This window comes from Stenotrophomonas sp. YJH_SMC_81 (assembly GCF_059370875.1).
In genome coordinates this window covers 18,443-33,107 of record NZ_JCAFUB010000011.1, presented here as the reverse complement: position 1 = coordinate 33,107, position 14,665 = coordinate 18,443, and the positions used below count along the sequence as shown (strand labels likewise).

The 14,665-nt window shown below is 65.5% G+C and carries 12 protein-coding genes and 1 pseudogene; 9 read left to right on the top strand and 4 right to left on the bottom strand.

Going from position 1 to position 14,665, the window contains the following annotated elements; genetic code table 11:
- Positions 1-9: 9 nt before the first annotated feature.
- Positions 10-4,758, bottom strand: a complete 4,749-nt coding sequence (locus AC5P8U_RS17500) for an RHS repeat-associated core domain-containing protein (RefSeq protein WP_495214241.1) — start codon at positions 4,756-4,758, stop codon at positions 10-12.
- A gap of 278 nt (positions 4,759-5,036) precedes the next feature.
- On the opposite strand from AC5P8U_RS17500, the pseudogene AC5P8U_RS17495 reads away from it, so the two are divergent.
- Positions 5,037-5,165 (top strand): annotated as a pseudogene (locus AC5P8U_RS17495) (alpha/beta fold hydrolase); the annotation flags it as partial.
- 35 nt (positions 5,166-5,200) lie between these two features.
- On the opposite strand, the gene AC5P8U_RS17490 reads toward AC5P8U_RS17495, so the two are convergent.
- On the bottom strand, positions 5,201-5,995 hold the full coding sequence (locus AC5P8U_RS17490; protein WP_072167551.1) for an AraC family transcriptional regulator: 795 nt from the start codon (positions 5,993-5,995) through the stop codon (positions 5,201-5,203).
- Between the two features lie 70 nt (positions 5,996-6,065).
- Between AC5P8U_RS17490 and AC5P8U_RS17485 the strand changes: the two genes are divergently transcribed.
- The 5 genes from AC5P8U_RS17485 to AC5P8U_RS17465 all read left to right on the top strand — a co-directional run bounded on the left by AC5P8U_RS17485 (position 6,066) and on the right by AC5P8U_RS17465 (position 11,051).
- A complete protein-coding gene (locus tag AC5P8U_RS17485; RefSeq protein ID WP_447896938.1) occupies positions 6,066-8,036 on the top strand; it encodes an FUSC family protein in 1,971 nt (656 codons plus the stop codon).
- A gap of 4 nt (positions 8,037-8,040) precedes the next feature.
- Positions 8,041-8,250 carry a DUF1656 domain-containing protein gene (locus AC5P8U_RS17480; protein ID WP_005416886.1) on the top strand — a complete coding sequence of 70 codons (210 nt, stop codon included), beginning with the start codon at positions 8,041-8,043 and terminating at the stop codon, positions 8,248-8,250.
- 1 nt (position 8,251) lies between these two features.
- Positions 8,252-9,136: an HlyD family secretion protein gene (locus tag AC5P8U_RS17475; protein WP_334271361.1), complete on the top strand. Its 885-nt coding sequence runs from the start codon at positions 8,252-8,254 to the stop codon at positions 9,134-9,136.
- Complete coding sequence (locus tag AC5P8U_RS17470) at positions 9,133-10,569, top strand: efflux transporter outer membrane subunit (protein ID WP_447896937.1); 1,437 nt, start codon at positions 9,133-9,135, stop codon at positions 10,567-10,569. The genes AC5P8U_RS17475 and AC5P8U_RS17470 overlap by 4 nt, the downstream gene beginning before the upstream one ends.
- Positions 10,570-10,703: 134 nt before the next feature.
- The gene (locus AC5P8U_RS17465) at positions 10,704-11,051 is read left to right on the top strand and encodes an RcnB family protein (RefSeq protein ID WP_021204235.1); all 348 of its coding nucleotides are present in this window, start codon (positions 10,704-10,706) and stop codon (positions 11,049-11,051) included.
- A gap of 50 nt (positions 11,052-11,101) precedes the next feature.
- Here AC5P8U_RS17465 and AC5P8U_RS17460 read toward each other — a convergent pair whose 3' ends face one another.
- Positions 11,102-11,419, bottom strand: a complete 318-nt coding sequence (locus AC5P8U_RS17460; RefSeq protein ID WP_439426950.1) for a hypothetical protein — start codon at positions 11,417-11,419, stop codon at positions 11,102-11,104.
- Between the two features lie 348 nt (positions 11,420-11,767).
- Between AC5P8U_RS17460 and AC5P8U_RS17455 the strand changes: the two genes are divergently transcribed.
- The 3 genes from AC5P8U_RS17455 to AC5P8U_RS17445 all read left to right on the top strand — a co-directional run bounded on the left by AC5P8U_RS17455 (position 11,768) and on the right by AC5P8U_RS17445 (position 13,621).
- On the top strand, positions 11,768-12,400 hold the full coding sequence (locus AC5P8U_RS17455) for a YbbD-related protein (protein WP_447896936.1): 633 nt from the start codon (positions 11,768-11,770) through the stop codon (positions 12,398-12,400).
- A gap of 119 nt (positions 12,401-12,519) precedes the next feature.
- Positions 12,520-13,146 (top strand): hypothetical protein, encoded by a 627-nt coding sequence (locus AC5P8U_RS17450; protein ID WP_439426952.1) that lies wholly within the window; start codon positions 12,520-12,522, stop codon positions 13,144-13,146.
- 82 nt (positions 13,147-13,228) lie between these two features.
- Positions 13,229-13,621, top strand: coding sequence for a diacylglycerol kinase (locus tag AC5P8U_RS17445; RefSeq protein ID WP_439426953.1), 393 nt, complete (start codon positions 13,229-13,231; stop codon positions 13,619-13,621).
- A 50-nt stretch (positions 13,622-13,671) separates the two neighbouring features.
- Here the strand turns inward: AC5P8U_RS17445 and AC5P8U_RS17440 are convergent, their stop codons facing one another.
- On the bottom strand, positions 13,672-14,595 hold the full coding sequence (locus tag AC5P8U_RS17440) for a M14 family metallopeptidase (protein WP_439426954.1): 924 nt from the start codon (positions 14,593-14,595) through the stop codon (positions 13,672-13,674).
- Positions 14,596-14,665 lie beyond the last annotated feature (70 nt).

Genomic DNA, 14,665 nt, shown 5'->3' with positions numbered 1-14,665 from the left:
TCATCTCCATTATTTGCAATTGCACCCGGACCCACCCGAAACATCCTTCACCGCCTTCATGGCATCCAGTGCATCCTTGTCAGTGGCTACGCGTTGCAACAGTTTCCGTGTGGCCTTAAGGTGACCGCTGAACGTCAAGCCAAACGACAACAGCTCTCCCGTCTTCGCGCCAACTGGCCCCAGCAACTCCCCGCCCACCTCGGTGTAGATGGATTCTCTTTCCTTTCCATCTTGAGCGGTTTGTATCGCTGACACTCCATCGTACGCCGTTGCTCCACCATTCACCATTACCAGGAATCCGGGGATTGCAACTTCGGGCTGCAGAGACAAAACACCGGCAATGGTGGCTCCTGCGCCATTCACAGCTTCCAAGCCTCCAAAGGTGACGTCTGCCACACCGAACGTCATGCCTAAGTAGTCGACGCACTCGCAGGGACACAAACCAAGTGGATCTATCAAAGACGACGGGACGCCACCTGCGTATCCGTATGTGCTGATCCCGCCCCTGAGTCCAATGCGATCACTCTGCGAATACCGCCCCACTGCAGGGTCGTATTCCCGCTGGTAGTTGTAGAACAGCCCACTCGCATCCGTCGCCTGCTGGCCCGGGAAGCGCAGCGCCAGTTCGAACGCCACACCATCGCCATCTGGATCGGCACTTGGGATCTGGTTGCCGAACACCTCGCTCTTGTTGCTCCACTCCCAGATCGCCACATCACGCACCGGATCGATCACCACGCGCGGCGTGCCCAGATGATCCGGCTGCACGTAGGCCAGTTCTGGCACGCCGGTACTCGGCACGTTGATCAGCGCCACCGGATAATTGTCCAGCCAGATGGCCTGCTGCTGCGCCTGGCCCGTGGCCGAGTAGTTGCCCAGCCATTGCCCCGTCTCGTCATACAGGGTGATCTGAGCAGCGCCACCAGCCGGAGTACGCAGCACGCGCTCGCCACGATGGTTGTACGCGTAGCTCTCCAGTGTGGCGTTACCCTGCTTCACCGCGTTCATGCGGTTGGCATCGTTGTAGGTGAAGGTCTTGCTGCCGATTCGGGTGGTGTTGCCCACAGCGTCATGGTTGCGCGCTTCGCCATCCACTGCGGTCAGCCGGTGGCTGGTTGCGGGATAGGTGTAGCTGGCGGTGCCTGCCGAGGTGGTCAGCGCGGTGCGATTGCCGGTGGCGTCATAGGCATAGGTTTCGATCGGGGTGCCGGTCGTGCCGTCCTGGGTCTGGGTCAGGCGACCCAGCGCGTCATAGGCATACTTGGCCAGCACCGTTGAGCCTGTGCCGTTCTTCAGCTCGGTGATCGAACCGACGGGATCGTAGCCATAGCCCAGCGACAGGCCGCCCGCGGCCGGGTCATGCACCGCCTGCGGGCGGTAATCCAGATCCAGCGGACGCTGCAGCTGGCGGCCGTTGCCGTAGGTCCAGCCGGTCGCCGGGCCGAAGGCCGCATAGGTCACGTTGTTCACCACGATCTGGCGCGCCTGGCCGGGGCGGGTCAGACCGATCTGGCTGATGCGCCCTTGGGTATCGCGCACGTAGTCGGCCACGCTTCCGTCGGGGTAGGTCAACGCGGTCAGGCGGCCCGACTTGCTATAGGCGTAGCGCAGCGTGCTGGCAACGCCGTTGACGGTCTGTACCTTGCGGGTGACCTGGCCGAAACGGTCATAGCAGTACTGGGTACTGCCATTGGCGTGCAGCACCTGCCCCAGGCGCCCCTTGGCGAAGCGCTCGTCGGCGGCACAGGCGGGCGGCGCCACGTCATAGCTGTAGCCCACGTCGAGATTGGGGTCCGGATAGGCGATGCCGATCAGGCGGTTGAGTGCGTCGTACTGATAGGTGGCGGTGACGCCACGCGCATCGGTAGCCGTCTTGCGATTGCCGGCCGCGTCCACGGTGAAGCTGCTGGCGCCACTGTCCGGGCTGACTTGCCCGGTCAGATCACCGAAACCGTTATAGGCATAAGTGGTGTGCAGGCCTTTCGGGTCGGTGACCTGGGTGACCTGGTCCAGCGCGTTGTACTGGCTGCGGATCTCCGCCGCGACGCCGCCCACATCCTGCAGGGTCTGCGCCAGGCGGTTCAACGGGTCGTACTGCTGGCTGGTCACGCGCTGCAGAGCGTCGGTCACGGTCTGCCGGTTACCGTTGGCATCGTAGGCAAAGCCGGTGGCGTGATTGCCTGCGTCCTTCAGTGCGGTCAGCTGGCCGAGTGTGTTGAACGTCCGCGCCAGGGTACGGCGCAGGGTACCGCCTGCATCGAGCGTGTCTTCCTTGAGGCGATTGCCGGCATTGTCCAGCGTGTAGTGAATCGTGTTGCCCGCGTTGTCCTCGATATCGGTCAAGCGCAGCGCCGCATCGTAGACATAGGAAACGCTGCTGCCGTCGGGCTCGGTGATCTGTTGCACCTGGCCGGTCGGCCAGTAGCTGATCTGGGTGACCCGATTCTCGGCAGTGGTCGCGCCACGCGCGGTGACCGAGGTTGGCCAACCGCGAGCATGGTAGGTGTAGTCGGTGACCACGCCGTTGGCATCCTTGACCGACAACGGCCGCCCGAACGCGTCGTAGGCCAGAGTCTCGACCGTCTGGCCCAGCGCATTGGTCACGCTGCGCAGGTCGCCCTTGCGATAGGTGCAGGCACCTCCGATCGCGCACCCTGCATCATCCGCCGAGTAATAGGCATAGGTAACGACATCGGCCACATCCGTGCGCGGGCCATCCACACTCTTCAGCAGCCCCTCCACCGGGCAGCTGCCTGCCGCTGCCACATCAGCGGCTTCGCAGTACGTGTAGCTGGTGATGCGCGTCTGACCGGAAGCGGTGTCGGTCACCGTGTTGGCCGTCGGCTGGCGTCGGGAATTGAAGGCCGTGCGGGTTTCGCGGCTACCGATCCGGGTGGTCAGTACCGCATTGGTTTCGACGTCGCGCGCGGTGGTCACAACACGCTGCTCGGGCAAGCCGACCGCTTCGGTCACGGTATGGATGCTGACGGCACGACCGCTTACCGGATCGGTGCCCTGCGCATAGGTGTGCTTGGTCTGGATGCCGCGGCGATCGGTGTAGGTATCCAGGCGCCGGCGGAAGTCGACACTCTGGTCGTAGTAGGTTCGGCTGACGGTTCCCTGCGAATCCGTCAGGCCGGTCACCTTGCGCGACGGCGCGGTGTCGCCGCCGGGTGTCAGGGTGTAGTCGGTCTGCCGCCCCAGCGCGTCGGTCACCACCGCACCACCATTGGGGCTGTAGGCCAGTGTCACGCCATCGGCACCGCCGGCATGCTGACTGGAGATCACACGACCGATGGAATCGTAGGTAAAGGTGCTGTAGCGGCGACCGTCCTCGGCGGTGATGCCGGTCAGGTGCTGGGGGAAGTCCTGGTTCTCGTAGTGATATGTCCGCACACCACCACCCGCATAGGTCACCGTGGCGACCTGGTTCTGCGGCGTGTAGGTATAGGTGGCGAGCGCAATGCCTTCGACCAGCACCGAACTGATCAGCGCCTCATAGTCGTTGGACTGGTAAACGAACTCCAGTGTGCGGCCACTGCTGTGCGTGACCGCCGCAAGGCGGTCGCTGTCGTCGTAGATGTAGGTCAGCGACGTGCCATCCGGGAAGCGCTTGGCGGCAAGACGCCCGTCCGCGCCGAAGGTAGAGATGGAATCCGCCGAGTACAGTGTCCAGTTGCCGTTCTGGACCAGACGGTCACCACTGTCGTCGTCCGCCTCATAGGCTTGGCCGGTCTTCTTGAATGCACGCTGGAAACCGGTGCTTTCAATGATGCCCACGCTGTCAACGCCGTCCAGTGCCAGGTGGGCGCCCAGCGAATGGGTCCAGCCATAGCCGAAGCCACCGGATGAGGTGGAGATGCCGGAGTGATAGAAGCGCGTCAGCGCGATCCAGCCCAGATCGAAGTCCGGCGCGATCTCGTACTTCTCGCCCGTTTTGACATCACATGGGTTGCCGACATTGCCGTCGCAGGTACCGCCGTTGGAGGCCGGGTCCTTGTCGGGAATCGGACTCATGTTCGCCGCTGTATCGTTGCGGGACATGGGGCAGCTACCGTTGCCGCCGTCCTTGTCGCACTTCTGCGACTTCGAGGTGATGGTTGCAACGAATTCTTCGCTGACGCAGGCGTTGTGTGTGTTGGACCACTGCGTGAAGGGGATCGGGCAGTTCAAGCGTCGCATGCGAGCAAGCCCTGTCGTTCCTGCGTCGAAGGGCACGCACGGAGACTCCGCCGAATTGCTGCCCAGCATGCCGGTGACCCGGTACTCCCTGACCTCCGAAATTCCGTCCATCCCTGGAGCAGTTGGGCCCCATTCTCCTTCCGGCACAGCAGTTTCCCCAGGACACTGGGGATTGATGTCCTGCAAGTCTGCAATGAGCGCTTCCAGCACTTCCTCTTCGGACAGGAAGCCACCATCACCCGCGCCGTAGTAAGTCCAGTCAGGATCGGAGGGCTGAGTCTTTCCCATCCAGTAGGTAATCGCCGTGTTTCCGTTCAAGTCCACGACTTTCGACTTGATCTTGTCGACGTACTGCCAGCCGAACTGGAACTCCGGCGGGAAGGGGCTGGGCGCCGGCAGATTCTTGATGCCGGCCACCGCCGCCTGCTGGGTCTTGTACTGGGTCGCATCGCCACCGGGCTGCGAAATACGCCAGGTGATCTTGCTTTCCTGCGCCTGTACAACAGCCGGCGCAATGCAGCCAGCGGCAACAATCGCCAGCGCGGCACGCGAGAGGGTCTTCAGTCGTTCCAACATCCCTGTTCTCCTTCCTGGACGAACACAGCGCCGGCGGGAACGAGAACGCGGAGCTGAGCCCACGCGTCGTGCATCGGATCGTCCCTGGTCCGGAATGCGGCAGTGCCACATGCCGCCTTTATCGTCGAGGACGCTTGCACATTCAAGTGTGGAGTCGCGTAACCGGTCACAGATTCAAGCATCCGTGGCCATTCAGCGGCCTACGCCGGGCTCCCATGACTTCCTCTACAGGGAGTCCGTGTTCATAGCTCACAAAACTACCAGCACAATCTCCCACACACGCCCTGCTCTTCCCGGGCTTCACGCGCGGCTCGCACCGCTACCTGGCAACCGGCCTCACCCTCCAGCGCGAGGAACCCGCTGCGGTGGTGGCCGCGATTCAATCGGTCTCCGACACCTCGAAGTAGCAGTTCCAGGCAACGGCTTCGCCCGTTGTTCCCCGCTACCGCCCACGCAAGCGCACCGCGAAGTACCGCGCCGGGGAAAGGCCAAGCGCCTTCTTGAACATCGTGATGAAGGCCGTCACCGACTCATAGCCCAGCGTCTCGGAAACGCGTTGTACCGGTGCGCCCGTGGCAAGTTCCCGAATGGCGATGAGCAGGTGCAGCTGCTGCCGCCAGCGCCCGAAGGACAAGCCCGTTTCCCGTTCGATGAGCCGGGTCAATGTGCGCTCGCCCAGGGCCAGGCGCACCGCCCACTGGCTGATGGTGCTGCGATCTGCCGGATCCGCCGACAGCGCCGCCGCCAGCGCACGCACCTTCGGGTGATGGCTGACCGGCAACGACAGATGCTCGGCCGGCATCTGTACCAGCTCGTCCAGCAACACCCGCGCCAACCGGTCGGTGTGGCTGCCATGCGGGTAGTCCAGCGGCGCGTCGGCCAGGTGCAGGATCATCTCGCGCAGCATCGGCGAGATCGCCAGCGTCACGCACTGCGCCGGCAGGTCGACGACGCCGGGCTCGACGAACAGGTAGCACAGGCGCGCGTTGGCGGTGGCGCGATTGCTGTGCGGCATGCCGCCCGGGATCCAGACGCCACACTGGGGCGGAACGATCCACAACGCATTGGCCACTTCGCAGGTCACCGCGCCATGCAGCGCAAGAATGAGCTGGCCCTTGCGGTGTTCATGCACGGGAATCTCTGCGTCGTGCTCGGCCACCTGCAGGCGGCTGGCAACCGCCGGGCGGTCGGTCTCGTCCGGGTCCAGGTCAAAGCCGGGGAGCGAAATGCGAGCCATTCTCACATTGACCGGTTTTAGCGATTGATTGTCATTGTAGCGAAATTAGTCGTTGCGGCCGATCACTAGCATGAGCCGCATGCACCTCCCCACACCTTTCCTTCCCCACCTGCTCCAGGCATTCGCCCGATTGAAAAGCCCTGCCCTCCGGACCGACCAGGAGGCGGTGCTGTTCTCGCTCAAATGCCTGCTCGCCGCGTCGCTGGGGCTGTATGTCTCCCTGCGGATCGGCCTGAATCGCCCGTTCTGGGTGATCGGCACGGTCTATCTGGTGTCGCAGCCCCTTTCCGGGGCGACACTCAGCCGCGGCCTGTTCCGCCTGCTCGGTACCGTGGGCGGGGCCGTCGCCACCGTCGCGCTGGTGCCACGTTTCGCCAATGCCCCCCTGATGCTGAGCGCCGCACTCGCCACGTGGATGGCGCTGTGCCTGTACCTGGCGATGCTCGACCGCACGCCGCGTGCCTATGCGTTCCTGCTGGCCGGCTATACCACCAGCCTGATCGGGTTTCCGGCGGTGATGGTGCCGGCAGACGTGTTCACCATTGCCATCACACGGGTGCAGGAAATCGCCATCGGCATCCTGGCGGCTACGCTGGTACATGGGCTGGTGCTGCCGCGCCGGGTTTCGTCGCGCGTGCACGCACGGGTTGCTGCCGTGCTGGATGATGCGGAACGATGGACACGGGACATGCGCGCCGGTGCATCGGACACGGTGCTGGTGACGGACCGCTCGAAAGTGGCAGCCGACCTGCTTGATCTGCACGTGTTGTCGATCCACCTGCCCTTCGACAGCGCCCACGGCGTGGCCCAAGTGCAGATCCTGCGCGCCCTGCATGACCGGATGCTGGACGTCCTGATGCTGTCCAGCGCGGTGGAAGATTCCATCGCTCGGCTGCGTTCACCGCAGGCCGGCACAATGGATGCAAGCGGCTGGCGCGATCTGCTGCAGGCCAGCCTCGCCACGCAACAGGCCGAGCTCGACCTGGCCCACGCCGACTGCCGCGTGCTGCAGGCGCAACTGCACACTGCCCGGCCCGACTGGCGCCTGCATGTACCTGCTCGCCTTGCGCGACATGCGCGTGGTGCGGCGCTTCACCGGGATCATCAGCTTGCCCTGCGCAGCGCGCTGGGCGCGTTCGTCGGCATCCTGCTGAGCTGCGTTCTGTGGATCGTCACCGGCTGGTCGGAGGGCGCCACGGCGGTGTCCATCATCGGCACGGCGTGCGTGCTGTTCGGCACGATCGAAGCGCCTGCGCCGCATGTCATGCGCTATCTGGTGGGGTCATTGATCGGCGTTGCCGTCGGCCTGCTCTACGGTTTGCTGATCTTCCCCGCGCTGTCCGATTTCGTCGGCCTGATTGCCGCGCTGGCGCCTGCGCTGCTGCTGTGCGGATCGTTCCTGGCCCGGCCTCCCTTCATCATGGCTGCGCTGGGCGTGGTGCTGACGTTTCCGCTCATCGCGGGACTGGGCGCGACCAATACGGTCAACATCGTCGGCGCACTCAACAACAGCGTTGCATTGTTCATCGGTACGACGGTGGCACTGTGCAGCATGCAGCTGTTCCAGACCGCCGATGCGGGCCGCAACCGCGCTCGGCTGGAGCGTTCGATCCGCCGGGACATCGCACGACACGCCGCCGGACAAGGTGATGTGACACGCGCCTGGCTCAGCCGCATGCTGGATCGAATTGGGCTGCTCGCTCCCAGGCTGCAGGGCCGTTCCAGCGCAGGACACGACCTGCGGGCATTGTTTGCGGATGTTCGTGCGGCACGTGCATCCAGCCAACTTCGCGCACTGGAAAGGTGCCTGGACAATCCGCAGGTCCGGGCGCTTCATGCACTGCTGATCGAACGCATCGCCGAGCATTTCAGGGTTCGTGCCCACCCGCCGCGCCGTATCGACACCCATCTTCTGGAAGTGCTGGACCGAATGCGCGAAGCAGTGGTTACCAGCAGTGGGGCTGATCGGGAGCATCTGTCGCACCTGCTCTGCGGGTTGCGCCGCGACCTTCTCGTACCTTTGTTCACCCACCGGCGCTGACCTCATGCTTCCTGATCTTTCGATTGACGGCGTGCTGATTCCCGGCCTGCTTGCGGTGGCCGTCGCCGCGCTGGCGCTGTCGGTACTGACCTCACGTTTCCTCGCCAGCCTCGGTCTGTACCGGTTGTTCGCCGCGTGGCCACTGGTGGGTCTGTCCCTGTTCGTGATCCTGGCGGAGCTGATGATCCGGCTCGCGCCCCTGTTCGAGAAATGAGATGAAACACACGCTTGCTGTCATCGGGCGCTGGAGCGCAACCCTGGTGGTGTTCGCAATTGCCGTCGTCGCTGCACTGGCCATCTGGCATCGCTACGAAACACGCCCGTGGACGCGCGATGGGCGGGTGCGCGCCGACGTGGTGCGCGTTGCGTCGGACATGGGGGGATTGGTCACCCAGGTGCTGGTGCACGACAACCAGCGGGTGAGCGCCGGACAGCTGCTGCTGGTGCTGGACCAGCCGCGCTTCGCTGCCGCACTTGAGAAGGCCGACGCAGCGGCCAGCAGCGCACGCGCCACGCTGGCACTGGCCCGCCGCGAATCGACGCGGGACGACGCACTGGGCAACCTGGTCGCTTCGGAAACCCGCGAACGCAATGCCGCCAAGGTCGATACCGAGCTGGCCGCCCTGGCGCAGGCGCGGGCCGAACAGCGCGTTGCCCGGCTCAATGTGCAACGCACCGAGGTGCGTGCGACCACCGATGGCATCGTCACCAACCTGGACCTGCACGCGGGCGACTACCTGCAGCCGGGGGCACAGGCGCTGGCGCTGATCGACACCCGCAGCCTGCGCATCGAGGGCTATTTCGAGGAAACCAAGCTGGCCTGCATCACCGAGGGCGATGCCGCCGTGGCCCGGCTGATGGGCGACGACCACGACGTGCGCGGGCACGTGGATACCATCGCCGCCGGCATTGCCGACGATCAGCGCTCAAGCACCCACAACCTGCTGCCGGCGGTGGCGCCGACCTACACCTGGGTGAGGCTGGCACAGCGGATCCCGGTACGCATCCGCATTGATGATGCGCGGCCGGATACCCGCCTGATCGTCGGTCGCACTGCGAGTGTGACCATCACGCCCTCGGCACAGGGAGCCTGCAAGTGAGCTTGCGAACACTACGCGGTGGGCTGCTTGCCCTGCTGCTGCCGATGACGGCCTGCGTCTCCGGCCCCGACTATCACCTGCCTGCGAATGCCGTCGCAGCTTCACAACGGGCTGCGCGGGCGTTCGTCTCAGGCCAGGACGCACCGTTCAGCCACGACGCGCCACCGGATCGATGGTGGCAACTGTATGGCGACCCTCAGCTTGACGCCTACGTACGCGAGGCACTGGCGGCCAATACCGACCTGCGCGCCGCCGATGCCAACCTTCGGCGCGCCACCGCGACCGTGCTGGAGTACCGCGCGCGCGGTGCCGTGCAAGGGGACGTGGATGCATCCGGCACGCTCGTCCATGCCGGTGGCTACACCCAGGCGTCGGCCGCGCCGCAGTCGTACGCGCTGGGCCTCCACCTCTCCTATCCACTGGATCTTGCAGGTGGCATCCGCCGCGGCATCGAAGCCGCCAACGCGGACGCGGAGGCCATCGCTGCGGCACGGGACCAGGTCCGCGTGGTCGTCGCTGCAGCTGTCACCCGTGCCTATCTCCAGATCTGCACAAGCAATCACACGCTCGCTGCGACCCGGCATGTGCTGGCGATACAGCGCGCCACGCTGGAGGCAACCCGTCGCCTGGCTGCAGGCGGGCGTGGAACGGACTTCGATGTCAGCCGTGCCGGAGCCGCGGTCAACCGCAGCGCGGCGGCGGTACCGCACCTGCTGGCAGAACGCCAGGCCGCACTGTTCGAACTGGCCGCACTGATGGGCAGGGTCCCGGCAGACTATCCCAGGGAGGCCGAAGCCTGCCCCCAGCCCCCTGAGCTGCAGCAGGCGCTGCCGGTCGGTGAGGGCTGGCAGCTGCTCCAGCGGCGCCCCGACATACGTGCCGCCGAGCGGAGCCTTGCCGCGGCCACGGCCATGATCGGCGTAGAGACCGCGGAACTCTATCCGCAGGTCACCCTGGGCGCGTCCCTGGGCACGGCGGGCATGCGAGGGCAGCTGCTTTCCGCCAACGGTTTCGGGGCGAGCGTCGGGCCGCTGCTGTCATGGCACTGGCCCAACCGCCGCGTGGCCAAGGCCCGCATCGCAGCGGCCGGTGCCAATGCAGATACCGCTCTTGCTTCCTTTGACGGCGCGGTGCTGCAGGCACTGCGCCAGACCGAGACTGCGCTTTCTGCCTGCACGCAGGAGCTCGAACGCGAGCGCAGCCTGGCACAGGCGCGTGGGGACGCAGCGCGGGCCGCGGGGCAGGCGCAGCAGCTCTACCGTTTCGGCAGGATCGATTTTCTCGATGTGCTTTCGGCCCAGGCCGCACTGGCAGATGCGGAGTCCGCGTTGGCCGCATCGCGCGCGGACCGGGTCGATCGCCAGATGGATCTGTTCCTGTCACTGGGCGGTGGTTGGGGCGCAACGGATCCGGCCCGGGACGGGACCCGGTGATCCGTTCCGGGGCGGCGACTGCACGTCACGCCGTGTGTTCAGGAAAGTGCCGCGCACACCCGTATTCATTCACGCTGCCTGCCCTATATTCCCGCCACAGCGCCGCATGCCGCGGCCATGACGGAGGCATCTCCATGAAGACCACACGTTTGCTTGCCATCGCCTTGACCACCGCCACCGCGTTGGCTGCGGCCCCCGCCTTCGCCGATCCGCCGCACCACGCCCGCGGCAACGGCCCGCCGCCGCATGCAGGCGGCCCGCACAACCGCGATGCGCCGCCGCCGGGCTGGCAGAAGAAGGCCTGGCGTCGTGGCGACCGCCTGCCCTGGGCCGAAGTGGACCGCCGCTACTGGGTAGACGACTACGCGCGCTACGACCTGCGCAATCCGGGTCGCGGCCAGCGCTGGGTGCGCCAGTCCGACACCGAGTATCTGTTGGTGGAGATCGCGACCGGCTTGATCATCGACGCGCTGCATCGCTGAGACCTCCTGCGGTGTCCCTCCGCGCGGCAGCACGCCACGTGGAGGGATACTCACGACCGGGGCTGTGACGGTCGGCGGCGCTTGCGCCCCCGACGCTGCACCTGCCTCCGCGGCCGCCCGGCATGCATGCCCTCCCGCAGTGCGATATACGCGCACATCAGCGCTGTGGCAAACAGTCCCATCGCCACCAGTATTTCGAATCCCCGATCACCGAAGAGCAGGCGAATGGAGACCTCCAGTGAGCACAGCCTGCCACAGCGCAGGCCCTGCTCGTTGAAGCCATGGATGAGCACCAGTACGCCCATCAGTCCGCACAACGCCATCAGGGCCAGGCTTGCGATGAAGACGAAAGGTCGATGGATGCGCATGCGTTCGTCGCGGTCTTCTAGGGTGACGTCAAGCGCGACGTTGCGAGCACGCGATCGGAAGCATCCAATTCCACCGACCAGGCTTCGGTATCCAGGCCCAACCGGTTCTCATACCACCATCGCTGCGCACAGAGACCACTGCATTCACGGCTGGCATAGCGGGTAAAGGGAACACCGGCATGCTCCACCACGTCAAGTTGCCCCATTGACAGATCCCCTCCTGCGCCGCGCGCCCGCGCATCATCCGCGCAGACCTTCCTCAACGTCAAACCGGCCTGTTGCGGCGCCCGTCATCCGTGCTGGCGTGCGCCGACCGATGATTCAGGATGAACACAGGGACGCCCGTCGATGGCAGGCAAGAGCCGGAAGGACAGGATCGCGCAGGAGATCGGCCTGTTCATGCAGCAGTACGCGCGCAAGGCGCAGCGCCATGCAGAACCCTGCGACCGGCCGTACGACCGGGGCTGGAAGCGCGGCTCAAGCGCTTGCCGCCCTAAGAAGTGGGTAGGCTGCTTTCCGCAGAGCATGACGAGGATGACCAGCCCCGTTGCATGGGCCAGGCGCGCCATTGTCGTGACGTTCTGTATCGCGCTATGCGCCTGCGGTATGGTGATGGACAGTTCGTTCGACACCCTGCAGGAGGCGCTTGACTCCGACAGGGTGAACAAGGGGTGGATTCCCGGCTGGGTGCCGCAAGCGGCGACCGATCTGCGGGAGGTACATGACCTCGACTCGAACACCAGCGCGCTGGCCTTCACCAAACGCCCTGCGGTATCACTGCAGCTGCCGGCGGATTGCCAGGCAACGACATTCAGTAGCAGCGATCCTGTTGCGTTCGATCGATACTGGTGGCCGGGCGACGGGACGCTCAAGTCGTCGTACCGCGTCTTTCGCTGCGCGCCCGAATCCCGAAAATCCGTCTTCGTCGCCGTCAACACGGCCGAAGACCACGTGCTTTTCTGGCGAACCTACGCGCGCTGATGCGCGAGCGGCACCCCAGGACTTCTCGGTGATCTATTCGATCCGCGATTCACGCAGCCCGGCCGATTGAGCGATCTGTCAGACTGGCGCACACCTTTCGTCCATGCCCGCCAGACCCGATGACCCGCATTGCCGACCTCAGCGCCGACCAGCTCGCGCACCATGCCCTCAACATCTTCATCGCCCAGGGCCGTCACGTCGAAGGTGCGCGGGTGATCTACCGGGCGCTGCAGCTGGACCCGCATCATCCCGGTGCCCTGCGCTGCCTGAGCGATTTCCTGGCCCACGAGGGCACCGAGCCCTTCGCGGCGGCCACGCTGGAGCACGCCCTGTCCGGCGCCGTTCCACTGAATGACGATGCGCGCCGGATGCTGGATGACCTGCGTTTCCTCGACATCTGGTCCTGGGGATTCTCGCGGCACGTCTCTGGCGAAGCCAACCTCAACGGTGATGCCTTCCAGCGGCGCGAGGACTTCGTCTTCGATGGGCCGGCCTATGCGGCCTTCCTCAACACGGTCACCGAGCCGGCCGGTTCATTGCAGGGCGCCTTCCAGGCCGCAGTCCGCATCTGCGGGCTGATGTCCGGCCTGCTGCGCCATGCGGAGAAGGACAATCCGGCGTTAGATGACGTGCTGCGATCCTCCGCCTTCGTCGAGACCGAGGCGTACCCGGCATGGTTGGCCTCGCCGACGGATGAGCTGGACGCCCTCGACCAGGCCATCCAGGCGCAGCGCCAAGGCGGCTGAAGGAAAATCCAACGGGCGTCCGACGCCTTCCCGACGCCTGCCTGCACATCCTGTCGTGAGGTCAACTCATGGCAGGACCGGCATGCAGCCACTTCACCCCAGGGACAGCGGCAAGTACCCGCACGGCAAGACCGGGCTTCGCCGTATCTTCCATACGCTGATCCATTCGCGCGATGGCTTCATTGCCACCTTCCGTGGCGAAGCAGCCTTCCGGCAGCTGTTGCTGCTGCATGCACTGCTGATCGCCACCGCGTTCCTGCTGGACATCAGCAGGGTCGAACGCGCCGTGGTGCTGGCGGCCTGCTTCATCAGCCTGCTGGTGGAACTGCTCAACTCGGCCATCGAAGCGGTGGTCGACCGCATCTCGCTTGACCACCACCCACTATCCGAGAACGCCAAGGACATGGGCAGCGCCGCACAGACCACCGCGCTGCTGATGGTCGGTACGGTGTGGGGCGTGATCCTGCTGGGCTAGCGCACGCCCGACCCGCCGGGCAGGGCCCGGCGCTACCTCGTGTTGATGCGCTACTGCGCCGCCAGGGCGAAATCCAGGCCGGCGCACACCGCCGCCACCTGGGCGTCGTTGCATTCCTGCGGGTTGGTGCGCGGGCTGTCCGGGTAGACCTCGGTGGTGGTGGCAAAGCGTGCGTCGGTGAAGCCGGCGCAGGCGCCGATCGAACGCGACTCGCCCCAGACCACGCCCGGCGACTGCAGCGGCAGGCCGACCAGGTTGCCGTCGGCATCGGCCGGAGCGATGTGGGTGATGGGCGCCACTGCGGCGATCAGGGCCTTCTGGAACTCGGCCTGCGGGTCTTCGCTGTTGCCGATCACATAGAAGCCATCGGGAATCGTGTCGCGCTCGAACGGCTTGCCGTCGCGGGCGCAACGCGCCGGATCGAACTCGTGCAGGTCGCTGTCGGTGGTTTCGTGCAGGTCCAGGTGCACCAGCAGGTTCGGCTTGCGCTCGGCCACCCAGCGCATCAGGGCGGCCGCTTCCTCGATCTGGCCACCGTCACGGAAGCTGCGGTTCGGATCGATCGCATCCGGGTTCCAGCGCTGGATGCGCTCGTAGCCCCACGGGCTGACGCACGGCGCCACGATCAGGTTCAGCCGACCCAGGTAACGCTCGGCCTGCTGTTCCAGGAACTGCAGGGCGCCGTGCACGCCGCTGGTCTCGTAGCCATGTACGCCGCCGGTGATCAGCGCGGTCGGCAGCGCCGGGTTCCAGTCGTGGTTGACCACCGCGAACAGCGGATAATGGTCCGGCGCATAGTCCAGCTGGCCGTACTGGATCACGTCGAAAACGCTGTCGTCCAGGCGTTCGAGGGCGGCCACCACGTCATCGTGGTAGCTGCGCTGGCGCTGCTGGCGGGCCCGCCACTGTGCGCGTTCCACGTTGCCCCAGGGCTGTCCGGGGGTGCCGATCGGGTAGAACTGCGCAACAGTCATGGGGGTACTCCAGGGGTCGAACGGGTGGATGCAGCCGGACATTCTAAGCCTTGTCGCGCCTGCGGGTACC

Bases quoted from the DNA above. Each gene is read 5' to 3' on its own strand.
- AC5P8U_RS17500 (WP_495214241.1), bottom strand. From the start codon at position 4,758: ATGTTGGAACGACTGAAGACCCTCTCGCGTGCCGCGCTGGCGATTGTT.
- AC5P8U_RS17490 (WP_072167551.1), bottom strand. From the start codon at position 5,995: ATGGCTCGCATTTCGCTCCCCGGCTTTGACCTGGACCCGGACGAGACC.
- AC5P8U_RS17485 (WP_447896938.1), top strand. From the start codon at position 6,066: ATGAGCCGCATGCACCTCCCCACACCTTTCCTTCCCCACCTGCTCCAG.
- AC5P8U_RS17480 (WP_005416886.1), top strand. From the start codon at position 8,041: ATGCTTCCTGATCTTTCGATTGACGGCGTGCTGATTCCCGGCCTGCTT.
- AC5P8U_RS17475 (WP_334271361.1), top strand. From the start codon at position 8,252: ATGAAACACACGCTTGCTGTCATCGGGCGCTGGAGCGCAACCCTGGTG.
- AC5P8U_RS17465 (WP_021204235.1), top strand. From the start codon at position 10,704: ATGAAGACCACACGTTTGCTTGCCATCGCCTTGACCACCGCCACCGCG.
- AC5P8U_RS17460 (WP_439426950.1), bottom strand. From the start codon at position 11,419: ATGCGCATCCATCGACCTTTCGTCTTCATCGCAAGCCTGGCCCTGATG.
- AC5P8U_RS17455 (WP_447896936.1), top strand. From the start codon at position 11,768: ATGGCAGGCAAGAGCCGGAAGGACAGGATCGCGCAGGAGATCGGCCTG.
- AC5P8U_RS17450 (WP_439426952.1), top strand. From the start codon at position 12,520: ATGACCCGCATTGCCGACCTCAGCGCCGACCAGCTCGCGCACCATGCC.
- AC5P8U_RS17445 (WP_439426953.1), top strand. From the start codon at position 13,229: ATGCAGCCACTTCACCCCAGGGACAGCGGCAAGTACCCGCACGGCAAG.
- AC5P8U_RS17440 (WP_439426954.1), bottom strand. From the start codon at position 14,595: ATGACTGTTGCGCAGTTCTACCCGATCGGCACCCCCGGACAGCCCTGG.